Origin of the sequence: Providencia sneebia DSM 19967, assembly GCF_000314895.2 — a bacterium.
Taxonomy (GTDB): Bacteria; Pseudomonadota; Gammaproteobacteria; order Enterobacterales; family Enterobacteriaceae; genus Providencia; species Providencia sneebia.
In genome coordinates this window covers 3,669,535-3,687,481 of record NZ_CM001773.1, presented here as the reverse complement: position 1 = coordinate 3,687,481, position 17,947 = coordinate 3,669,535, and the positions used below count along the sequence as shown (strand labels likewise).

Below are 17,947 nucleotides of genomic sequence, written 5' to 3'. Positions count from 1 at the left end.
AGCGATGGATAGAAATAGTATTTATTACAAACAAGTACAGCTTTTGATACAGGTGTTACCTTTTGTTGCCAAACAAAAATGCTTTGCACTCAAAGGTGGCACAGCAATCAATTTATTTGTTAGAGACTTTCCTCGCTTATCGGTCGATATTGATTTGGTGTATCTACCTATGAAGAGCCGTGATGATGCTTTGGAAGAAATCTGTGATGCACTTGATGCTATTAGTGCGGATTTGAAAACAGCGTTTAAAGACGTCGAGCTAACAGAAGCTTATCGCTCAAAAAGTGACGCTCTGAGATTGATCGTTTCTCGAAGCGGTGTACAAATCAAGGTAGAGTTATCGCCTGTACTGCATGGTACTGTTTATGAACCAAAGTTGATGGAGGTTTGCGCTGCCGTAGAAGATGAATTCGGTTATGTTGAAATACCTGTTGTTGATTTAGCTGATCTTTATGCTGGTAAGATATGTGCAGCATTGGATAGACAGCATCCAAGAGACTTATTTGATGTTAAGTGGCTTTTAGAGAATGAAGGCCTAACGGATAAAATTCGTAAAGCCTTACTTGTCTATTTATTAAGCCATAATCGGCCAATGGCAGAATTGCTCAACCCGCAATTAAAGGATATTACTGCCATCTATGAAGGTGAATTTACCAACATGGCAGAGACGGATATCCCTTTAGCGGAGCTGGAAGCGGTGAGAGAGCGCCTAGTAGTTCTTATTCATCATGGACTGACCGATATTGAAAAGACTTTTTTGCTAACGTTTAAAAATCGAGAGCCAGACTGGTCTCTACTCGGCTTGAATGGAGTCGATAAGCTTCCATCCATCAGATGGAAACAAATCAATTTGACAAAAATGTCGAATGAAAAACATAAACAAGCACTAGAAAAGCTGAAAGATGTTCTTGGTATAAAGGTCTAGAGCAAACCACCATATAACAGGTGGCTATTTGTAGAATACGGGCTTATGAAAAATTTATCCGAATGACTAAACCATACCTTACAGATTGCTGCGATGATTCAGTCTGAGTTGGCTCGTTGCATTGGTATTAAACAGCAGTCGACCAGTCAGATCTTCTCTGGTAAATCGGCTAGATTTAGTTACACCATAGAGGTTGCGGAGGAACTTCGCGTGAATGCCCATTGGTTTGCTAAAGGTGATGATGAGATTGACTTGGGGTAATGTATAAGTCAGGCCTGATATTAAAGGAAGAATTCCTCTCATTAACTGGGTTAAGGCCGATGATTAGGCTATAATAGTCGAGGTATTTGCCTGTGAAAATACTGAGGCGTAGCATGAAGTGTATGAGGGTTGTTTCGTTATTCGTGTAAAAGGTGACAGCATGGAAAATCCAAGCGGTAATCATTGTTGATGTCAGTTACCTTACTCATCAGGTTTGTTGATTGTTGCGCCACTAGATGATTCCAAGGAAGTCACCTTTAAGCTGCTGGTCATTAACGATGAAAAAAAGTACCTAAAACCTTTGAACTCCCAATACTTATTAACAGCAACTGCACCATTATTGGTGTAGTTCGACAAGATATCATCGATTTTTAGTCGCGAAGGAATTTGTGACTTAGCTGCGGCTGCTCATGAGCTAAAAAAACAGAGATCGTAAACGACAGCAACAGAGTATTCGTAACCGCTGAGTGTAAATGGTGATGAATTAACTAACCATTGATTGTTTATCAGGGCAAGATCAGCGAAAATAGCCGCCAATTATGATTAACAATGACAGATTTGCTAAGCGAAGAGCTGATGATTATCTCTTCCAATGCATAAAACAATCTGTATCTAAACGAAAAAAGAACGATTAAATGGCAGATCAGAATTTTTTACATGAAGTCAGTACGCGCAGAACGTTTGCAATTATCTCTCACCCAGATGCGGGTAAAACAACCATCACTGAAAAAGTATTACTTTTCGGACAAGCAATTCAACGTGCCGGAACAGTAAAAGGGCGTGGTTCAAATCAGCACGCTAAATCAGACTGGATGGAAATGGAAAAGCAACGTGGTATTTCAATTACCACCTCCGTAATGCAATTTCCTTATCATGATTGTTTGGTTAACCTTCTTGATACGCCAGGACATGAAGATTTCTCTGAAGATACTTATCGTACTTTAACCGCAGTAGACTGCTGCTTGATGGTTATTGACTCCGGTAAAGGGGTTGAGGATAGAACACGTAAACTCATGGAAGTTACGCGTTTACGTGATACACCAATTCTTACTTTTATGAATAAACTCGACCGAGATATTCGTGATCCAATGGAATTGATGGATGAAGTTGAAAATGAATTAAAAATCGCATGTTGCCCAATTACTTGGCCTATCGGATGCGGTAAATTATTTAAAGGCGTATATCATTTATTACGCGATGAAACTATTTTATACCAAACAGGTCAAGGCCATACCATTCAAGAAGTTCGTATTATTAAAGGGTTAGACAACCCTGAATTGGATGCCGCAGTGGGTGATGATCTTGCTGCTCAATTACGTGATGAATTGGAATTGGTACAAGGTGCTTCTCATGAATTTGATCATGAAGCATTTCTCGCGGGTGAATTAACGCCTGTATTTTTTGGTACTGCATTAGGTAACTTTGGTGTTGACCACATGCTTGATGGGCTAGTCCAGTGGGCACCAGCGCCGCAACCACGTAAAACAGATGTTCGCATGGTTGAAGCAACTGAAGAAAAATTCAGCGGATTTGTATTTAAAATTCAAGCAAATATGGACCCTAAACATCGCGACCGCGTTGCATTTATGCGCATTGTATCGGGAACGTTTGAAAAAGGGATGAAACTGCGCCAAGTTCGCACTAAGAAAGATGTGGTAATTTCGGATGCCTTAACCTTTATGGCGGGTGACCGTTCACATGTTGAAAATGCTTACGCTGGTGACATTATTGGTTTGCATAATCACGGAACTATCCAAATTGGTGATACCTTTACACAAGGTGAAGATCTGAAATTTACAGGTATTCCTAACTTTGCGCCTGAATTATTCCGTCGTATTCGCTTGCGTGATCCCCTGAAGCAAAAACAACTTCTCAAAGGATTAGTTCAGCTATCTGAAGAAGGTGCTGTGCAAGTATTCCGTCCATTATCCAACAATGATTTGATTGTTGGTGCTGTGGGTGTGCTTCAGTTTGATGTGGTTGTTTCTCGTTTGAAGAGTGAATATAACGTAGAAGCTATTTATGAAGCAGTTAACGTATCAACAGCTCGTTGGGTGGAGTGTAATGATGCGAAAAAATTTGAAGAGTTTAAGCGTAAGAATGAGCAAAATCTGGCACTAGATGGTGGCGATAATCTTTCTTATATTGCACCAACAATGGTTAATCTTAATTTGACCAGTGAACGTTATCCAGAAGTAGAATTCCGTAAAACGCGTGAGCACTAATCTCACTTAGCTGCATAACCCACTACAGAGGGCTGTTTTTTGTAGTGGGTTATTCTAAAGTAATATTCTATTTTTGAATGTTATTCTGCTTTTTTGTCTAAAGATTGCAGATTGATCTTCCATTGTCCCTTTGCCACTTTATTTAGTGACGCTTTTCTCATAGTCTATAGTGATTAATTGATACCCAAAGAAGAGAGAAGGAAGTCGCCAATGAGAAATACCCTATTTTTACGTTCTTTAATCGTTATTGGGTTGAGCAGTGCTCTATTTGCTTGTGGTTCTTCAAATTCACCCTTAAAACAGCAAGCAACCGAAACGTGGGATAGCGCAGGAAAAACGATTGATATTGCTGGTAAAGATACCGGCGAAGCCATTTCTAGTGGTGTAGAAAGTACAGATAAATATATCACTGATTCATCTATCACTGCGCAAGTAAAAAGTAAGCTATTGACTACAAGTGGTATCGATAGCAATTCCATTTCAGTGAAGACAGTTCAAGGCGTTGTTTATTTATCTGGTTTTGTGAAATCAGATAGCCAAGCGAATAAAGCGGCTGAAGTTGCTTCACTTATTAATGGTGTGAAATCAGTTCAAAATGGATTAGTCGTGGCGAATTAATTATTGTTGCGCTCTGTTATGACAATGGAGCATATTCCTGAAATTAATCGCTTTATATTCTTAAACTGAACTTTGATAAGAAGTTCAGTTTTTGTTTTCTGCATCCTCCTATCTTAGCGATGAATCAATAGCTTATATTTCGCCACTTAATTTATTGTTGTTGTATTTAAAACCGATATATTGGTTTTTATAAACAGCAAGGCTTCATATACAAGGAAGAGGTCGCCACTTATTTTGTCCGGAGACAAATAATGGGAAAACGTGTATCAGTGACACTCGGGAGTATTGAACCATTGGCTTTTTTTGATGAGATCAATAAAGGCAAAACGGCTCTTATCTGCGAAGGTGGAGGGCAACGTGGTATTTTTACTGCGGGTGTATTGGATGAGTTCCTCAAAACGGGCTTTAATCCTTTTGACATCATGATTGGTACTTCTGCGGGAGCACAGAACCTTTCAGCTTATATTTGTGGGCAACATGGCTATGCTCGGCGTGTGATCACACGTTATACAACAAATTCCTTATTTTTTAATCCACTACGTTTTATTCGCGGTGGACATTTAATTGATTTAGATTGGTTAGTGGCGATTACCGCAAAAGAGCTGCCACTACAGATTGAATCAGGAATGGAATTAATTAAGGCTGGACGTGAGTTTCTCATGGGAGCCAGCCGCAGTCATGACTTTATTGCTGAGTTTTTACAGCCAGAAGCGGATACTTGGCTAGATATTATCAGAGCATCCAGTGCAATCCCTGGGTTTTATCGTAATGGCGTTGAGTTTGATGGCAAGCTATATCACGATGGCGGAATTAGCGCAGCAGTGCCAGTTGAAGAAGCTTATCGCCGTGGTGCTGATACGATTGTTGTTATTCGTACCGTTCCTTCTCAAATGTATTTTACACCTGAATGGGTGAAGAGAATGACGCGGTGGTTAGAAGGCGATAAAAATAGCTTACAACGCATGGCGACTATGCTGAAAGTTTATTTAAAGAGTTATCATCGTACTCAGGAGTTTATTGAAAACCCACCTGAAGATTTGCAAATATTTGAAATATATCCACCTTCACCACTGAAAAGTAGTGCTTTGGGAAGCAAATTATCTGCATTAAACTATGATTATCATACTGGCAGACGTTGTGGCCGCTATTTTCTCGCAGCATTAGGTCATTGTTTCTCAATGGCAGATATACCATTTAGGTATTCTAGTTTTGATAATTCGCCTAATGAAGAGATTCAAATCGAAAATGATTATGCTCAAGCAATTTCTGATGCAAGTGATGATCTTGAACTTATTGCTCAGCATAAAGCGCGGAAAATGGCAGATACAGCCCAATCCTTTATTGCTAATTCGGTATTAGTTGCCAATGAAGAACAGGCTAAAAAGGTGAGTAATCATGATAAATAGCCTATTATTTATTTAGGATACTTATTTTGCTGTAAAATATTTATGATAAAAAACAATAGAGATAATTTGCGATAGATGAATACGTTTATTGATACGCATTGCCACTTTGATTTTCCGCCTTTTATTGAGTCAATTGAACAAAGTCTTTTGTTAGCGGAACAAGCGGGTGTTTCGAAAATTATTATTCCGACAGTCGGAGCGGATAATTTTGGTCGTGTTTGGCAGCTATCTCAACAATATCCTCAATTGTATGCAGCAATGGGGTTTCATCCTCTTTATTTGTCCCAATTCCAAGTTGATCAAATTGAACAATTACGTGATTACTTACAACAAAAAAATGCTAAATGTGTGGCTGTTGGTGAAATAGGTCTTGATCTTTATATGCAAGAACCGCTGTTTGAATTACAGCAAAAAGTGTTAAGTGAGCAGCTAAAATTGGCAAAACAATTTGATCTGCCCGTTATTTTACATTCACGTAAAAGTCATGACCAACTTGCTGTATTACTGCGCCGACATCCTGTTCCTGCTTGTGGCGTTGTTCATGGGTTTGCTGGGAGTTTGGTCCAAGCTCAAGCTTTTATTAAATTGGGTTATTTTATTGGTGTTGGTGGAACAATTACCTATGAACGCGCCAATAAAACGCGGCAAACAATGTCGCAATTACCCTTGAGTTCGCTGGTATTTGAAACAGATGCACCTGATATGCCTGTTTCTGGTTTTCAAGGCCAATCTAATCGACCTGAACGTATACAGTCGATTTTTCAGTCATTATGTGAGTTACGGCCTGAACCGCCTGATGAAATTGCAAATCAGCTGTATAAAAATAGCCAAACGCTATTTAATTTATCGCTTTGAAATAGAATTAAAATCTAAAGTTTTTATCCTTTTTGGCGTGTTCTTTTATATTCTTAGTAGATTTATCTATTCACGCCATACTCTGTGCAAGTTGTGCATTTGGTCTTAAATAGTGATTTATTGTGATATTCATCACAACAAAAGAATTTTTGTTGCTTTCTGTACCATATATTTGTGACAAATATTGCGGGTTCTTCATGAGGACTCGGTATAATTACAGCACAAAGAGTCAAGGAAACTAACGCGTTTCCTTTTACATCCATTAAAAATTAAGTGAACAGGGATTCTTCCATGCAACTCATTATGGGTCTGGTCGGGATGGCAGTGCTAATTGCTATTGCCGTGCTATTTTCCAGCAATCGCAGAGCAATTAAACTTCGCACAGTGGGCGGTGCTTTCCTCATTCAGCTCGCTTTAGGTGCTTTAGTTCTTTATGTACCAGCCGGCCGTAGTGTGCTGCAAGCGATATCTGATGGTGTCTCTAAAGTCATTAGTTATGGTCAAGATGGGATGAGTTTCATCTTTGGTGGCCTTGTTTCTGACAAAATGTTTGAATTGTTTGGCGGCGGCGGATTTGTTTTTGCACTGCGCGTTCTGCCAATTATTGTCTTTTTCTCTTCTTTGATAGCCGTTCTGTATTATCTCGGTATCATGCAATTAGTTATCAAAGTGCTTGGTGGCGGCTTGCAGAAACTTCTCGGCACTTCAAGAACTGAATCATTATCTGCAACAGCAAATATTTTTGTTGGTCAAACTGAAGCGCCTTTAGTTGTTCGCCCTTACATTGCGACTATGACAAACTCTGAATTATTTGCTGTCATGAGCGGTGGCTTAGCCTCTGTTGCAGGTTCTGTATTGGCAGGATATGCACAATTAGGTGTTCCTATGGAATATCTCATCGCAGCCTCATTTATGGCTGCACCGGGCGGATTGTTATTTGCTAAGTTACTCGTTCCTGAAACAGAAAAAAGTCGTGATGATGCTAATGCAGTAGATTTAGTTGCTGAAGATGAGCGCCCTGCGAACATTATTGATGCGGCAGCATCTGGCGCGGCATCGGGTATGCAATTAGCCTTGAATGTTGGCGCTATGTTGCTTGCTTTCATTGCGTTAATCGCATTGGTGAATGGTATTTTAAGTGGCGTTGGTGGTTGGTTTGATTACCCAGAGCTTTCTCTTGAACTGATCTTAGGTTGGGTATTTTCTCCAATCGCTTACTTGATTGGTGTGCCATGGAGTGAAGCAAATATTGCAGGTTCTTTTATCGGCCAAAAAATTGTTGTTAACGAATTTGTTGCCTATATGCATTTTGGTGAATATCTGAAACCAGATGCAGAAGTGATTGCAGCAGGTAAACAAGTCCTCTCTGAGCATTCTAAAGCAATTATTTCATTCGCATTGTGTGGTTTTGCTAACCTTTCATCTGTTGCAATTCTATTAGGTGGATTAGGTGGAATGGCACCAAATCGCCGTAGTGATGTTGCACGTTTGGGAATGAAAGCTGTCCTTGCCGGAACGCTCTCTAACTTAATGAGTGCGACAATTGCAGGTTTCTTCTTAACTCTCGCTGTAATATAAGCCTATCTTTTAGCGGGAGGGCGAGTCTCTCCCGCGACAATGACTCTCAGTTATCTTCTTTTATTTTTTATCATGAGCCTAATTTTTTGAACTAAGCTTTATCAAGAGTTTTGTATGCTTCAATTGGGACTAAGAAAGGGTGATAAAAAGCCATTTGAGAGAATAAAACTGAGGTGAATTAAGGTATAATTGTGCTGTTATTCACAATTATGTATTTAACGATGTAACGTTCAGGTTATTAATGTGACTCAAGACACATAAAATAGCCTAATTCCATGGTCAAATAAGTTTAAGTAAGCTGCTATGGACTGCTAGTTCTCAGAGTGAATGTGCTCTAGGGTATTGTGCGGTGAGAAGGAATTCAGCTGCTACGCTCGGTCTATGCCGAGGAGCATCTTTAAGGAACCAAGCCCGCTCGCCAACATAGAACGTGTTGTTCTAACAGAATTCACAAACGTTGGAGAGTTTTATGACTGATTTAACTGCCGCTGCGCAACGCGCATTGAATTTGATGGATTTAACAACCTTGAATGACGATGATACTGATGAAAAAGTGATCGCATTATGTCATCAAGCCAAAAGTCCTGCGGGTCAAACTGCGGCTATTTGTATTTATCCCCGTTTTATTCCAATTGCTCGTAAAGCATTACGTGAACAGGGTACGCCTGAAGTACGTATCGCAACAGTAACCAATTTCCCACACGGTAATGATGATATTGAAATTGCTTTAGCAGAAACTCGAGCTGCGATTGCTTACGGCGCTGATGAAGTGGATGTGGTATTCCCTTATCGTGCACTGATGGCTGGCAATGAGCAAGTTGGTTTCGACTTAGTGAAAGCCTGCAAAGAAGCTTGTTCAGAGGCCAATGTTTTATTGAAAGTGATTATCGAAGTCGGCGAGCTAAAAGATCCTGCGCTTATTCGTAAAGCTTCTGAAATTTCGATTAAAGCGGGTGCAGACTTTATTAAAACCTCTACAGGTAAAGTACCTGTTAACGCAACCCTTGAAAGTGCTGAGATCATGATGCAGGTGATTCATGATATGAATGTTGCCAAAACTGTCGGTTTTAAACCTGCTGGTGGCGTTCGTACGGCTGAAGAAGCTGCTCAATATTTAGCACTTGCAGATAGAATTTTAGGTGATGGTTGGGTTGATGCGCGTCATTTCCGTTTCGGCGCATCAAGCTTGCTTAATAGCTTATTAAATACACTTGGTTTTGATGTAAAAAAATCAAATAGCAGTTATTAAGAAGCGTATTGTCAAACTGTTATCTATACTCGTTATAACTTAAGTCATACGGCATTTATCTAATAAATAGAGGCTTAGTCAAATTTTCTAGGCCTCATGTTACAAAAGTTATTACGAGTATCACGAAATCTATTTGGATTGAGGAGCATACCGTGTTTCTGGCGCAAGAAATAATCCGCAAAAAACGTGATGGTAAGCCATTGAGTGAAGAAGAGATCCGCTTCTTTATTAATGGTGTTCGCGATAACGCAGTCTCTGAAGGTCAAATAGCCGCTTTGGCGATGACGATCTATTTCAATGATATGACAATGCCTGAACGCGTTGCATTGACTTTAGCAATGCGTGATTCTGGTACAGTATTAAATTGGAAATCATTAAATCTCAATGGCCCTCTTGTTGATAAGCACTCAACGGGTGGTGTTGGTGATGTGACATCACTCATGTTAGGTCCAATGGTGGCAGCATGTGGCGGTTATGTCCCCATGATTTCTGGCCGAGGTTTAGGTCATACGGGGGGCACATTAGATAAACTCGAAGCTATCCCTGGATTTGATATTTTTCCAAATGATGAGCGTTTCCGTGACATTATTCGTCAGGTTGGTGTGGCAATCATTGGTCAAACCAATTCATTGGCACCAGCCGATAAACGCTTCTATGCAACACGTGATATCACCGCAACCGTTGATTCTATTCCTTTGATTACAGCATCTATCTTAAGTAAAAAGCTGGCTGAAGGTTTAGATGCTTTAGTGATGGATGTCAAAGTAGGTTCTGGCGCATTTATGCCAACTTATGAAAAATCAGAGCAACTTGCTGAGTCAATTGTCAAAGTGGCAAATGGCGCAGGTTGTAAAACAACGGCATTATTGACAGATATGAACGAAGTGCTTGCCTCAAGTGCAGGTAATGCCGTTGAAGTCAGAGAAGCAGTACGGTTTTTAACCGGAGAGTATCGAAATCCTCGTTTATTTGAAGTCACGATGGCGTTGTGTGCTGAAATGTTAGTTTCAGGTGGGCTTGCTGTAGATAGAGATGATGCTCGTCGAAAATTACAAGCGGTGCTTGATAATGGTCAAGCAGCAGAAATTTTTGGACGTATGGTCGCGGCTCAAAAAGGTCCAAGTGATTTTGTAGAAAACTATGACAAATACTTACCAACAGCAGTATTGAGCAAAGCCGTTTATGCAGAAAAATCCGGTATTGTGACCGCGATGGATACCCGAGCTTTGGGCATGTCTGTAGTGACACTCGGTGGTGGTCGTCGCAAAGCAACAGATGATATTGATTATAGTGTTGGTTTAAGCGGTATTGCGGCATTAGGAACATCTGTTGATAGCCAAACGCCTTTAGCTATTATTCATGCGAATAGTGAAAAAGCTTGGGAAGAAGCTGCGCGAGAAGTACGCGAAGCAATGGTTATTGGTGAGAAAGCCGCAGCAGCGACACCAATGGTTTATCGTCAAATTAGTGAATAATTGACGTAATAGGTTTTATCAGTGGCATTTCCTTAACGTGGTTATGACGCAGGAGAAAAATTATGAAACGTACATTTATTATGGTATTGGACTCTTTCGGAATTGGTGCAGCAGGTGATGCGCATAAATTTAATGACGAAGGTGCAAATACATTAGGTCACATTGCTGAAGCATGTGCGAGTGGTAAAGCAAATGTGGGTCGTAAAGGTCCACTTCATCTACCAAATTTAACTGCTCTTGGGCTTGGTAAAGCGGCTGAGGAATCCTGTGGTAAATTCCCAGTTGGGCTAGACCATAATGCTGATATTATCGGTGCGTATGCTTATGCGAGCGAATTATCATCAGGTAAAGATACGCCATCTGGCCACTGGGAAATTGCGGGTGTACCCGTTCTGTTTGATTGGGGATACTTTGAAAATCATGAAAATAGTTTCCCACAAGAACTGCTCGACAAAATTGTTAAACGCGCAAATATCCCGGGCTATTTAGGTAATTGCCATTCATCTGGTACGGTTATTTTGGACCAACTGGGTGAAGAGCACATGAAAACAGGTAAACCTATTTTCTATACTTCTGCTGACTCAGTATTCCAAATTGCTTGCCATGAAGAAACTTATGGCTTAGATGAACTGTATGCTTTATGTGAGATTGCTCGTGAAGAGTTGACTGACGGCGGCTACAATATTGGTCGTGTTATTGCGCGTCCATTTATTGGCGATAAAGCGGGTAATTTCGAACGTACCGGAAATCGTCATGACCTAGCCGTTGAGCCACCAGCACCGACAATGCTACAAAAGCTGGTTGAAGAAAAACAAGGTGAAGTCGTTTCTATTGGTAAAATTGCTGATATTTATGCGCATGTTGGTATCACTAAAAAAGTGAAAGCAACGGGTATTGATGCATTATTTGATGCCACCGTAAAAGAGATGAAAGAAGCAGGCGATAAAACAATTGTCTTTACTAACTTTGTTGATTTCGACTCAGCTTATGGTCACCGCCGTGATGTTCCGGGCTATGCAGCAGCATTAGAATTGTTTGACCGTCGTCTACCAGAGCTGATGGAATTAGTTGGTGAAGATGATATTTTGATCTTAACCGCTGACCACGGTTGTGACCCAACTTGGCATGGTACAGACCATACTCGTGAACACATTCCTGTTCTCATTTATGGACCAAAAGTTAAACCAGGCTCACTTGGCCATCGTGAAACTTTCGCTGATATTGGGCAAACTGTGGCAAATTACTTTGATTTATCGCCAATGGATTACGGTAAATCAATGCTTTAATAATTAGTAAGATAAGGAATAGGGCAGAGATTTGCCTTATTCCATTTATTATTTAACTCTATTTTAGTTATTTGTCGTAGATATCTATTCTCGTCAATCACAATGATTATCGGGCGCCTACGCTAAACCATTTAATTTAATGATCTATAGGAATAATAATAATGGCAACTCCACATATTAATGCAGAAATGGGTGATTTCGCTGACGTCGTATTGATGCCGGGCGACCCGCTGCGCGCAAAATATATTGCAGAAACATTCCTTCAAGACGTACGCCAAGTGAATAATGTGCGTGGAATGTTAGGTTTTACGGGAACTTATAAAGGCCGTAAGATCTCTGTTATGGGACATGGAATGGGGATCCCATCTTGCTCTATTTATGCGAAAGAGCTGATTACTGATTTTGGTGTGAAAGTTATCATTCGTGTAGGTTCATGTGGTGCAGTAATGGATGATGTTAAACTGCGTGATGTCGTGATTGGTATGGGGGCTTGCACCGATTCAAATGTTAACCGCCAACGTTTTAAAGGTCATGATTTTGCTGCAATTGCTGATTATGATCTCGTGCATAATGCTGTGGAAGCTGCAAAAGCGAAAGGCGTTAATGTTCGTGTTGGTAACCTATTCTCTGCTGATCTGTTCTATTCCCCAGAACCTGATATGTTTAATGTGATGGAAAAGTACGGCATTCTTGGTGTTGAGATGGAAGCGGCGGGTATCTACGGGGTTGCTGCTGAGTTCGGTGCTCGTGCTCTGACTATTTGTACTGTTTCTGATCATATCAAAACAGGTGAACAAACCACTTCAGCTGAACGCCAAACGACATTTAATGAAATGATTGAAATCGCATTAGATTCAGTTTTATTAGGTGACAAATAAAATAGCATTATCGTGCCTATTTATGTTTTTGCTTAAAAAGCACTGATTTATCTTAATGCCACGTTATTAAAAAACGTGGCATTATTGCTTTAATTAGCTTGCTGATTAATGCGGCTCATCATAATGGCATCAACGTATTTCCCATCACGAAATGCATAATCTCGCATAATCCCTTCTTGCTGAAATCCAAACTTTTGGTAAAGGCCTAATCCGTTATCATTCGTTGCGTAAACTTCTAGCTCAATACGGCGAATATTTAGCCAGTTATCACAATAATCCACTAGCACTTCCATTAATTTAGAACCAATACCTTTGCCTTGATGTGCTTGGCTAACTGTAATACCAAAGCTAGCTGCATGTTTGCGGCGAACTTGGCTTGGTTGGTGGATCACTAATAGGCCGACAACGAGATCATTTAGGGTAGCAACAAATTGTGAAATAAATGGATCATTCGCATTAAGTCGGTTTTCCCACGTTTTTGTTGAGGGATAAGGCAATTGAAGTGTGTTTGCATAAGCTGAATAATCTGCATGCATTTGGGTGATCGCAGGAATATCTTCAGGAGTTGCTCTGCGGATAATAATGTCGTTCATCGTTAGCTCTACTTTTTAATTATAAACATCAATTAATCACATATAAGATTGTTGGATGTCAATTAAAAAGGGAGCCGTAGCTCCCAATAATGATGTTTAAGGCGTCATCATAAATATTTTTGGATTTTGTCCTAAATATTGATGAGCCAAACGATTGATATCATCAACTGTAAGTTGGCGAATAATAGCTGGTTCCTGTGTTAGGCGTTGATACTGTTGATCGTCGGAGGCGATTTGCATTAGTGCTTCTGTCCAATATCCAGAACTATCAACAACTTGAGCATTTTCTGTTAGCCAGATATTTTTCGCTTCAGTCAGCTCTTTTTGGTTGATGCCAGATTGTTGGATTTGGGCAATTGTTTTTTGCGCAATCTGAGTCATCTCTTCTGCACGTTGTGGTGCTGTGGTGAAATTAAGCCGCGCATAATAATAAGGTTGCGGTTTTTTCGCTAACATTTGTGAAAAACCTAATGCATAAATACCACTGGCTTTTTCTCGTAACTCACCACGCAATCTCTGGCTAATGATAGTATCTAATAATTGGATTCCTAATTGCTGTTGCTGTGTCCATTGGGCAGGTGCCGCATATTGAATACTGACCATGCTCTTATCACTGCTGCTGATAGGATAATGTTTATTCAAAGAAACCATTTTCGGCATAATGCCTTGGTTACGCCAAGTAAGTTGTTGATTACGTGCAGGAATTGTGGCGATCCATTGTTCTAACAGCGGTTTTAAGTCTCGAGTATTGAGCGCACCACTAATGACTAGCGTCATATCTGCTGTTGACGTCAATAATTGGCGATTCGCTTGCTGTAATTGTCCAGCTGTAAAATTCTGCCAGCTGCCTTGTGGATTGACGACTAATAACTCACCATTTTGATAGCTTTCTTTGTTGATATTATCTAGGAAAGTGCGCTCAACTGGCGTTTTAGAAAGATTCAAAGCAAATGATTGTTTCTGTTGTTCTAGCTTTTCACCACTAAATTGTGGTGCGGTAAGTTTTAAGTGCAGCAATTGCAATGCGGTTTCTAGATTATCAACGGGGGTTTTACCACGAAAACCGTGTGTTAATAATTCACTATAAGGGCGAATAGAGATTTGATTTTGTTTGGCAAGTAGCGCCAAATCACGTGCATTATATTCACCATAACCACTGCTTTCAGGAAGCTTTAATGCCCAATCTGTTAGACCTGCAGTTTGTTGTGTCTCAAGTGAGCGCCCACCCGGTAGCTGTAGGTTAAATTGAATATCTTCTTTTAAATTTTTATCTGCTTTGACAATAACTTGAATGCCGTTACTGAGTGCCCAACGTTCAGTTTTAGCAACCGGAATGGCTTTTTGTTCAATAATAGAACCGCTTGGCTGTTTTGCTAATTGCAGTGTGATTGTTTGGGTTTGTAATGTAAATGGCCCGGGAGATGTGGTACGAATATTTTGCCATTGCTGGCGGAAGGTATCTGCATTAACCCCAGCAGCATCAGTATCAGGGCCAATCAATGCAAGACGGGGTGATGCTTTAGCTAAAAATGTAGAGACATGTTGTTGTAAATCATGAGGCTTTACTTTGCCAATTAATTGGTAGCTATTATCTAATTGTTGGCGTTTATTCCACAATGGCATGTCATATTCCAATGCGGTAGTGAGTTGACCTGCAAGATAATCATTGGCATAACGCTGTTCGGTTGCGGCTTGCTGACTGAATTTTTTCAACATAGCTTGTCGTGCAGCATCAAGCTCTTGTTGAGTTACTGGCTCTGTGGCTAATCGCTGTAGTTCTGTAAAGAGAACCGTTGTGGCATTTTTATAATCATCACCTTTAGGATGAATAATCATCAGTTGCTGTAACCTGCGGTTATCTAGCATTGAACCTTGTTCATTGATACTAATTGCCGGCAGGACACCATTATCGACCAAAGCAGTAAAACGCTGATTTAAAATGGCAAGCCATAAACTATCCATTAAATCATCATATTGTCCTTGGCGAGTATTGAGTGGCGCAGCAACATCTTTTTGTAGCGCAAATTGAATAAACCGCGCGCCTTGCTCTTTATCAAAGATGGGTTGTACTAACATGGCGTTTGTATCTGCAAACTTTTGCCATTGCGGATTATCTAAAGAGGGGATTTGCGGTTTTGGTGCAGTAAACAAGGCATCAACTTCTTTGCGCACTGATGATTGGTTAAAATCACCAATCACTAATAATGTCATCCGCTGGGGTTGGTACCAAGTTTGATAATAATTTTTTGCTTGTTCAATAGGTGCTTGGCGAACGATATCCAGTGAACCAATTGGGTTTCGTTCTGCATAACGGCTACCGTGATAGCGCAATTTTTCTAAGCTATCATTGATTCGATAGCCCATACCTTGGCGTAAACGCCACTCTTCTATAATGACAGGGCGCTCTTTTTCAAAAGCATCTTGGTCAAACGTCATATTAGAAGCCCAATCAGCGATAACTTGTAACCCCGTCGTGATTTGAGCTGGTGTGGCTTCTGGTAAAGAAAGTTTGTACAACGTCGAGTTTAAACTTGTGATGGCATTAACATGGCTACCTAATTTTAAACCTTGTTGTTCAAGTTGTTTAAATCCCGTCGTACCAGGAAAATGTTTAGTCCCTTTAAATGCCATATGTTCAGTGAAATGAGCAAGACCAAGTTGTTGTTCATTTTCTTGTATTGAGCCACTTTTCACTAATAAACGTAGCTCTACACCGGGCTGATTACGCTGTAGAAGATAGACCTGTAAACCATTATCAAGTTGGTAATATTGAAGGTCTGAACGAGTTGGCAGTAATACTTGTCCATTCGAACTGTTTGCTGGATTTTTTGCACAGCCGCTTATGATTAGGCCGACAAAAAGGGTAAAGGTAATTTTACGAAGCATATTCAGGCGTTCCTATTGTTGCCTTAGTGGGAGCCACGACGTCAAAAAGAGGGAGTTGATGCTCGGCAAGTGATGACAGAAAGAGTTGATGGCTGACGAGGATAATTGCACTGTCGTGCAGTTCATGTTTGAGCAATTGGATAAGCTCAATAGCACTATTTTCATCAAGTGCAGAAGTTGTTTCATCCAGTAGCAGTAATTTAGGGCGATTGAGTAATAAACGAGCAAACATAATGCGTTGCTGTTCACCACCGGATAATCGGTTATTCCAATCTGTTTCTAACGTTAATTGATAATGGAGTTTATCCAAGCCAACTTTACTGAGCACATCTTTGAAATCATTTTCGCTAAATTGTGCAGGATCTTGAGGATAAGCCAATAAATTATCTAAGCGACTTACTGGCAGATACAAACGTTGTGGCAACCATATTAGATTATCTGTACGTTCAATTTTGCCATTAAAGAATGGCCAGTGCCCACTAAGCGCGCGTAGCAATGTAGATTTACCAATCCCTGAACGGCCAGAAATTAGCGTTAGCTCACCTTGTTTTGCGGTTATATTGATTGAATCAATAAGAATGCGGTTATCTGCTGTCATAATTTTTAATTCAGCATTTAAAAGCGGAGGTTCTTCTGTAATAGTGACATCAGCAGGTTTGTCATTCTCTAATAAAATCACAAAATTATAGAGACGAGAAACGGTAGCTTGCCAAGCGGCTATTTCTTTATATGCAAAAATAAACCAGCCTAGTGATGTCGCAACACTGCTAAAAGCTTGGCGTAATTGCATCAAACCGCCTAGCATAATTTCGCCTGCAAGGAATTTAGGCAGTGCTAATAATACGGGGGCTAAAGCAGTAACTTGTTGGTAACCCACCGTATAAAATGATAAGTTTCGTTCACAGCGAATGAGGTGATTCCAATTGCGGATAATCGCGCCAAAACGTTGCATGAGTTCTTTCTTATCTTGAACTTCACCACGCTGCCCAGCAATTGCATCACCATGTTGGCGGCAATTAATTAGCGAGCTACGGTAGTCAGCTTCACGATGCTGTTTATCCATATGTAAACGGCGTAATGGGAAACCAATCCATTGTGTTAGCGCAATACCAATAATTGTATAAATAATACATGCCCAAAACATATAACCCGGAACTGTCCAATCACTATTCATTAAGTTAAAAGAGAGGCTGCCAGAAAGTGTCCATAAAATAGTGGCAAAGGAGATAAGAGTTAGCATGGAATGTAAGAAAGTGACTAATAAGGTGAGCGTGGACTCAATTAATAGTCGAATATCTTCTGCAATACGTTGGTCAGGGTTATCAGGTTCTTGTGACGTCAGTCGTAACATATAGTGTTTGCTGTTTAATGATAGCCAACGCCCAAGCACTAACTCTGTCATGCCTTTACGCCAACGAATAATCAGCATTTGTTTTAGGTAGTTACCCATTACGACAACAAAAATCAAACCACTCACCAAGATGACAAAGTATTGCAGCAGGCTGTAAAGCGCCTGCCCATCTAATTTTTGTAGTGCATTATAAAAGTCACCATTCCACATGTTCATTTTAACGTTGAACCAGACGGATGACAGTGTTAACCCTAGTGATGACGCAAGTAAAATCCAGCAGAAAAGGGCAGCACGCTGCCCCCAAAATGGTTTTACTAAATAAAAAAATTGTTTCAATGTCTTCATGACGTTCTTCGTATTG

14 protein-coding genes are annotated in these 17,947 nt (G+C 40.3%); 11 read left to right on the top strand and 3 right to left on the bottom strand.

Annotated elements, in window-relative coordinates:
- The first annotated feature begins 4 nt into the window (after positions 1-4).
- The 11 genes from OO7_RS15315 (at position 5) to deoD (ending at position 12,756) form a co-directional block, all read left to right on the top strand.
- Entirely contained in the window at positions 5-925 is a 921-nt protein-coding gene (locus tag OO7_RS15315; protein WP_008916845.1) for a nucleotidyl transferase AbiEii/AbiGii toxin family protein, read from the top strand.
- Between the two features lie 93 nt (positions 926-1,018).
- Positions 1,019-1,186 (top strand): helix-turn-helix domain-containing protein, encoded by a 168-nt coding sequence (locus OO7_RS17690; protein WP_008916844.1) that lies wholly within the window; start codon positions 1,019-1,021, stop codon positions 1,184-1,186.
- Between the two features lie 635 nt (positions 1,187-1,821).
- A complete protein-coding gene (gene prfC / locus OO7_RS15305; protein WP_008916843.1) occupies positions 1,822-3,411 on the top strand; it encodes a peptide chain release factor 3 in 1,590 nt (529 codons plus the stop codon).
- 210 nt (positions 3,412-3,621) lie between these two features.
- Positions 3,622-4,029 (top strand): BON domain-containing protein, encoded by a 408-nt coding sequence (locus OO7_RS15300; RefSeq protein ID WP_008916842.1) that lies wholly within the window; start codon positions 3,622-3,624, stop codon positions 4,027-4,029.
- Positions 4,030-4,280: 251 nt separating this feature from the next.
- Positions 4,281-5,435: a patatin-like phospholipase family protein gene (locus OO7_RS15295; RefSeq protein ID WP_008916841.1), complete on the top strand. Its 1,155-nt coding sequence runs from the start codon at positions 4,281-4,283 to the stop codon at positions 5,433-5,435.
- Positions 5,436-5,510: 75 nt separating this feature from the next.
- On the top strand, positions 5,511-6,290 hold the full coding sequence (locus OO7_RS15290; protein ID WP_008916840.1) for a TatD family hydrolase: 780 nt from the start codon (positions 5,511-5,513) through the stop codon (positions 6,288-6,290).
- 291 nt (positions 6,291-6,581) lie between these two features.
- Complete coding sequence (locus tag OO7_RS15285) at positions 6,582-7,868, top strand: NupC/NupG family nucleoside CNT transporter (RefSeq protein ID WP_008916839.1); 1,287 nt, start codon at positions 6,582-6,584, stop codon at positions 7,866-7,868.
- A 469-nt stretch (positions 7,869-8,337) separates the two neighbouring features.
- Positions 8,338-9,117 carry a deoxyribose-phosphate aldolase gene (gene deoC, locus OO7_RS15280; RefSeq protein WP_008916838.1) on the top strand — a complete coding sequence of 260 codons (780 nt, stop codon included), beginning with the start codon at positions 8,338-8,340 and terminating at the stop codon, positions 9,115-9,117.
- 152 nt (positions 9,118-9,269) lie between these two features.
- Positions 9,270-10,592: a thymidine phosphorylase gene (gene deoA / locus OO7_RS15275; protein WP_008916837.1), complete on the top strand. Its 1,323-nt coding sequence runs from the start codon at positions 9,270-9,272 to the stop codon at positions 10,590-10,592.
- Positions 10,593-10,654: 62 nt separating this feature from the next.
- Entirely contained in the window at positions 10,655-11,878 is a 1,224-nt protein-coding gene (gene deoB / locus OO7_RS15270; RefSeq protein ID WP_008916836.1) for a phosphopentomutase, read from the top strand.
- Positions 11,879-12,039: 161 nt separating this feature from the next.
- A complete protein-coding gene (deoD, locus tag OO7_RS15265) occupies positions 12,040-12,756 on the top strand; it encodes a purine-nucleoside phosphorylase (RefSeq protein ID WP_008916835.1) in 717 nt (238 codons plus the stop codon).
- 89 nt (positions 12,757-12,845) lie between these two features.
- Here deoD and OO7_RS15260 read toward each other — a convergent pair whose 3' ends face one another.
- The 3 genes from OO7_RS15260 to OO7_RS15250 form a co-directional block, all read right to left on the bottom strand.
- Entirely contained in the window at positions 12,846-13,349 is a 504-nt protein-coding gene (locus OO7_RS15260; RefSeq protein WP_008916834.1) for a GNAT family N-acetyltransferase, read from the bottom strand.
- A gap of 96 nt (positions 13,350-13,445) precedes the next feature.
- Positions 13,446-16,235 (bottom strand): M16 family metallopeptidase, encoded by a 2,790-nt coding sequence (locus tag OO7_RS15255; RefSeq protein WP_008916833.1) that lies wholly within the window; start codon positions 16,233-16,235, stop codon positions 13,446-13,448.
- Complete coding sequence (locus OO7_RS15250; RefSeq protein ID WP_008916832.1) at positions 16,225-17,931, bottom strand: ABC transporter ATP-binding protein/permease; 1,707 nt, start codon at positions 17,929-17,931, stop codon at positions 16,225-16,227. The genes OO7_RS15255 and OO7_RS15250 overlap by 11 nt, the downstream gene beginning before the upstream one ends.
- Between the last annotated feature and the right edge of the window lie 16 nt (positions 17,932-17,947).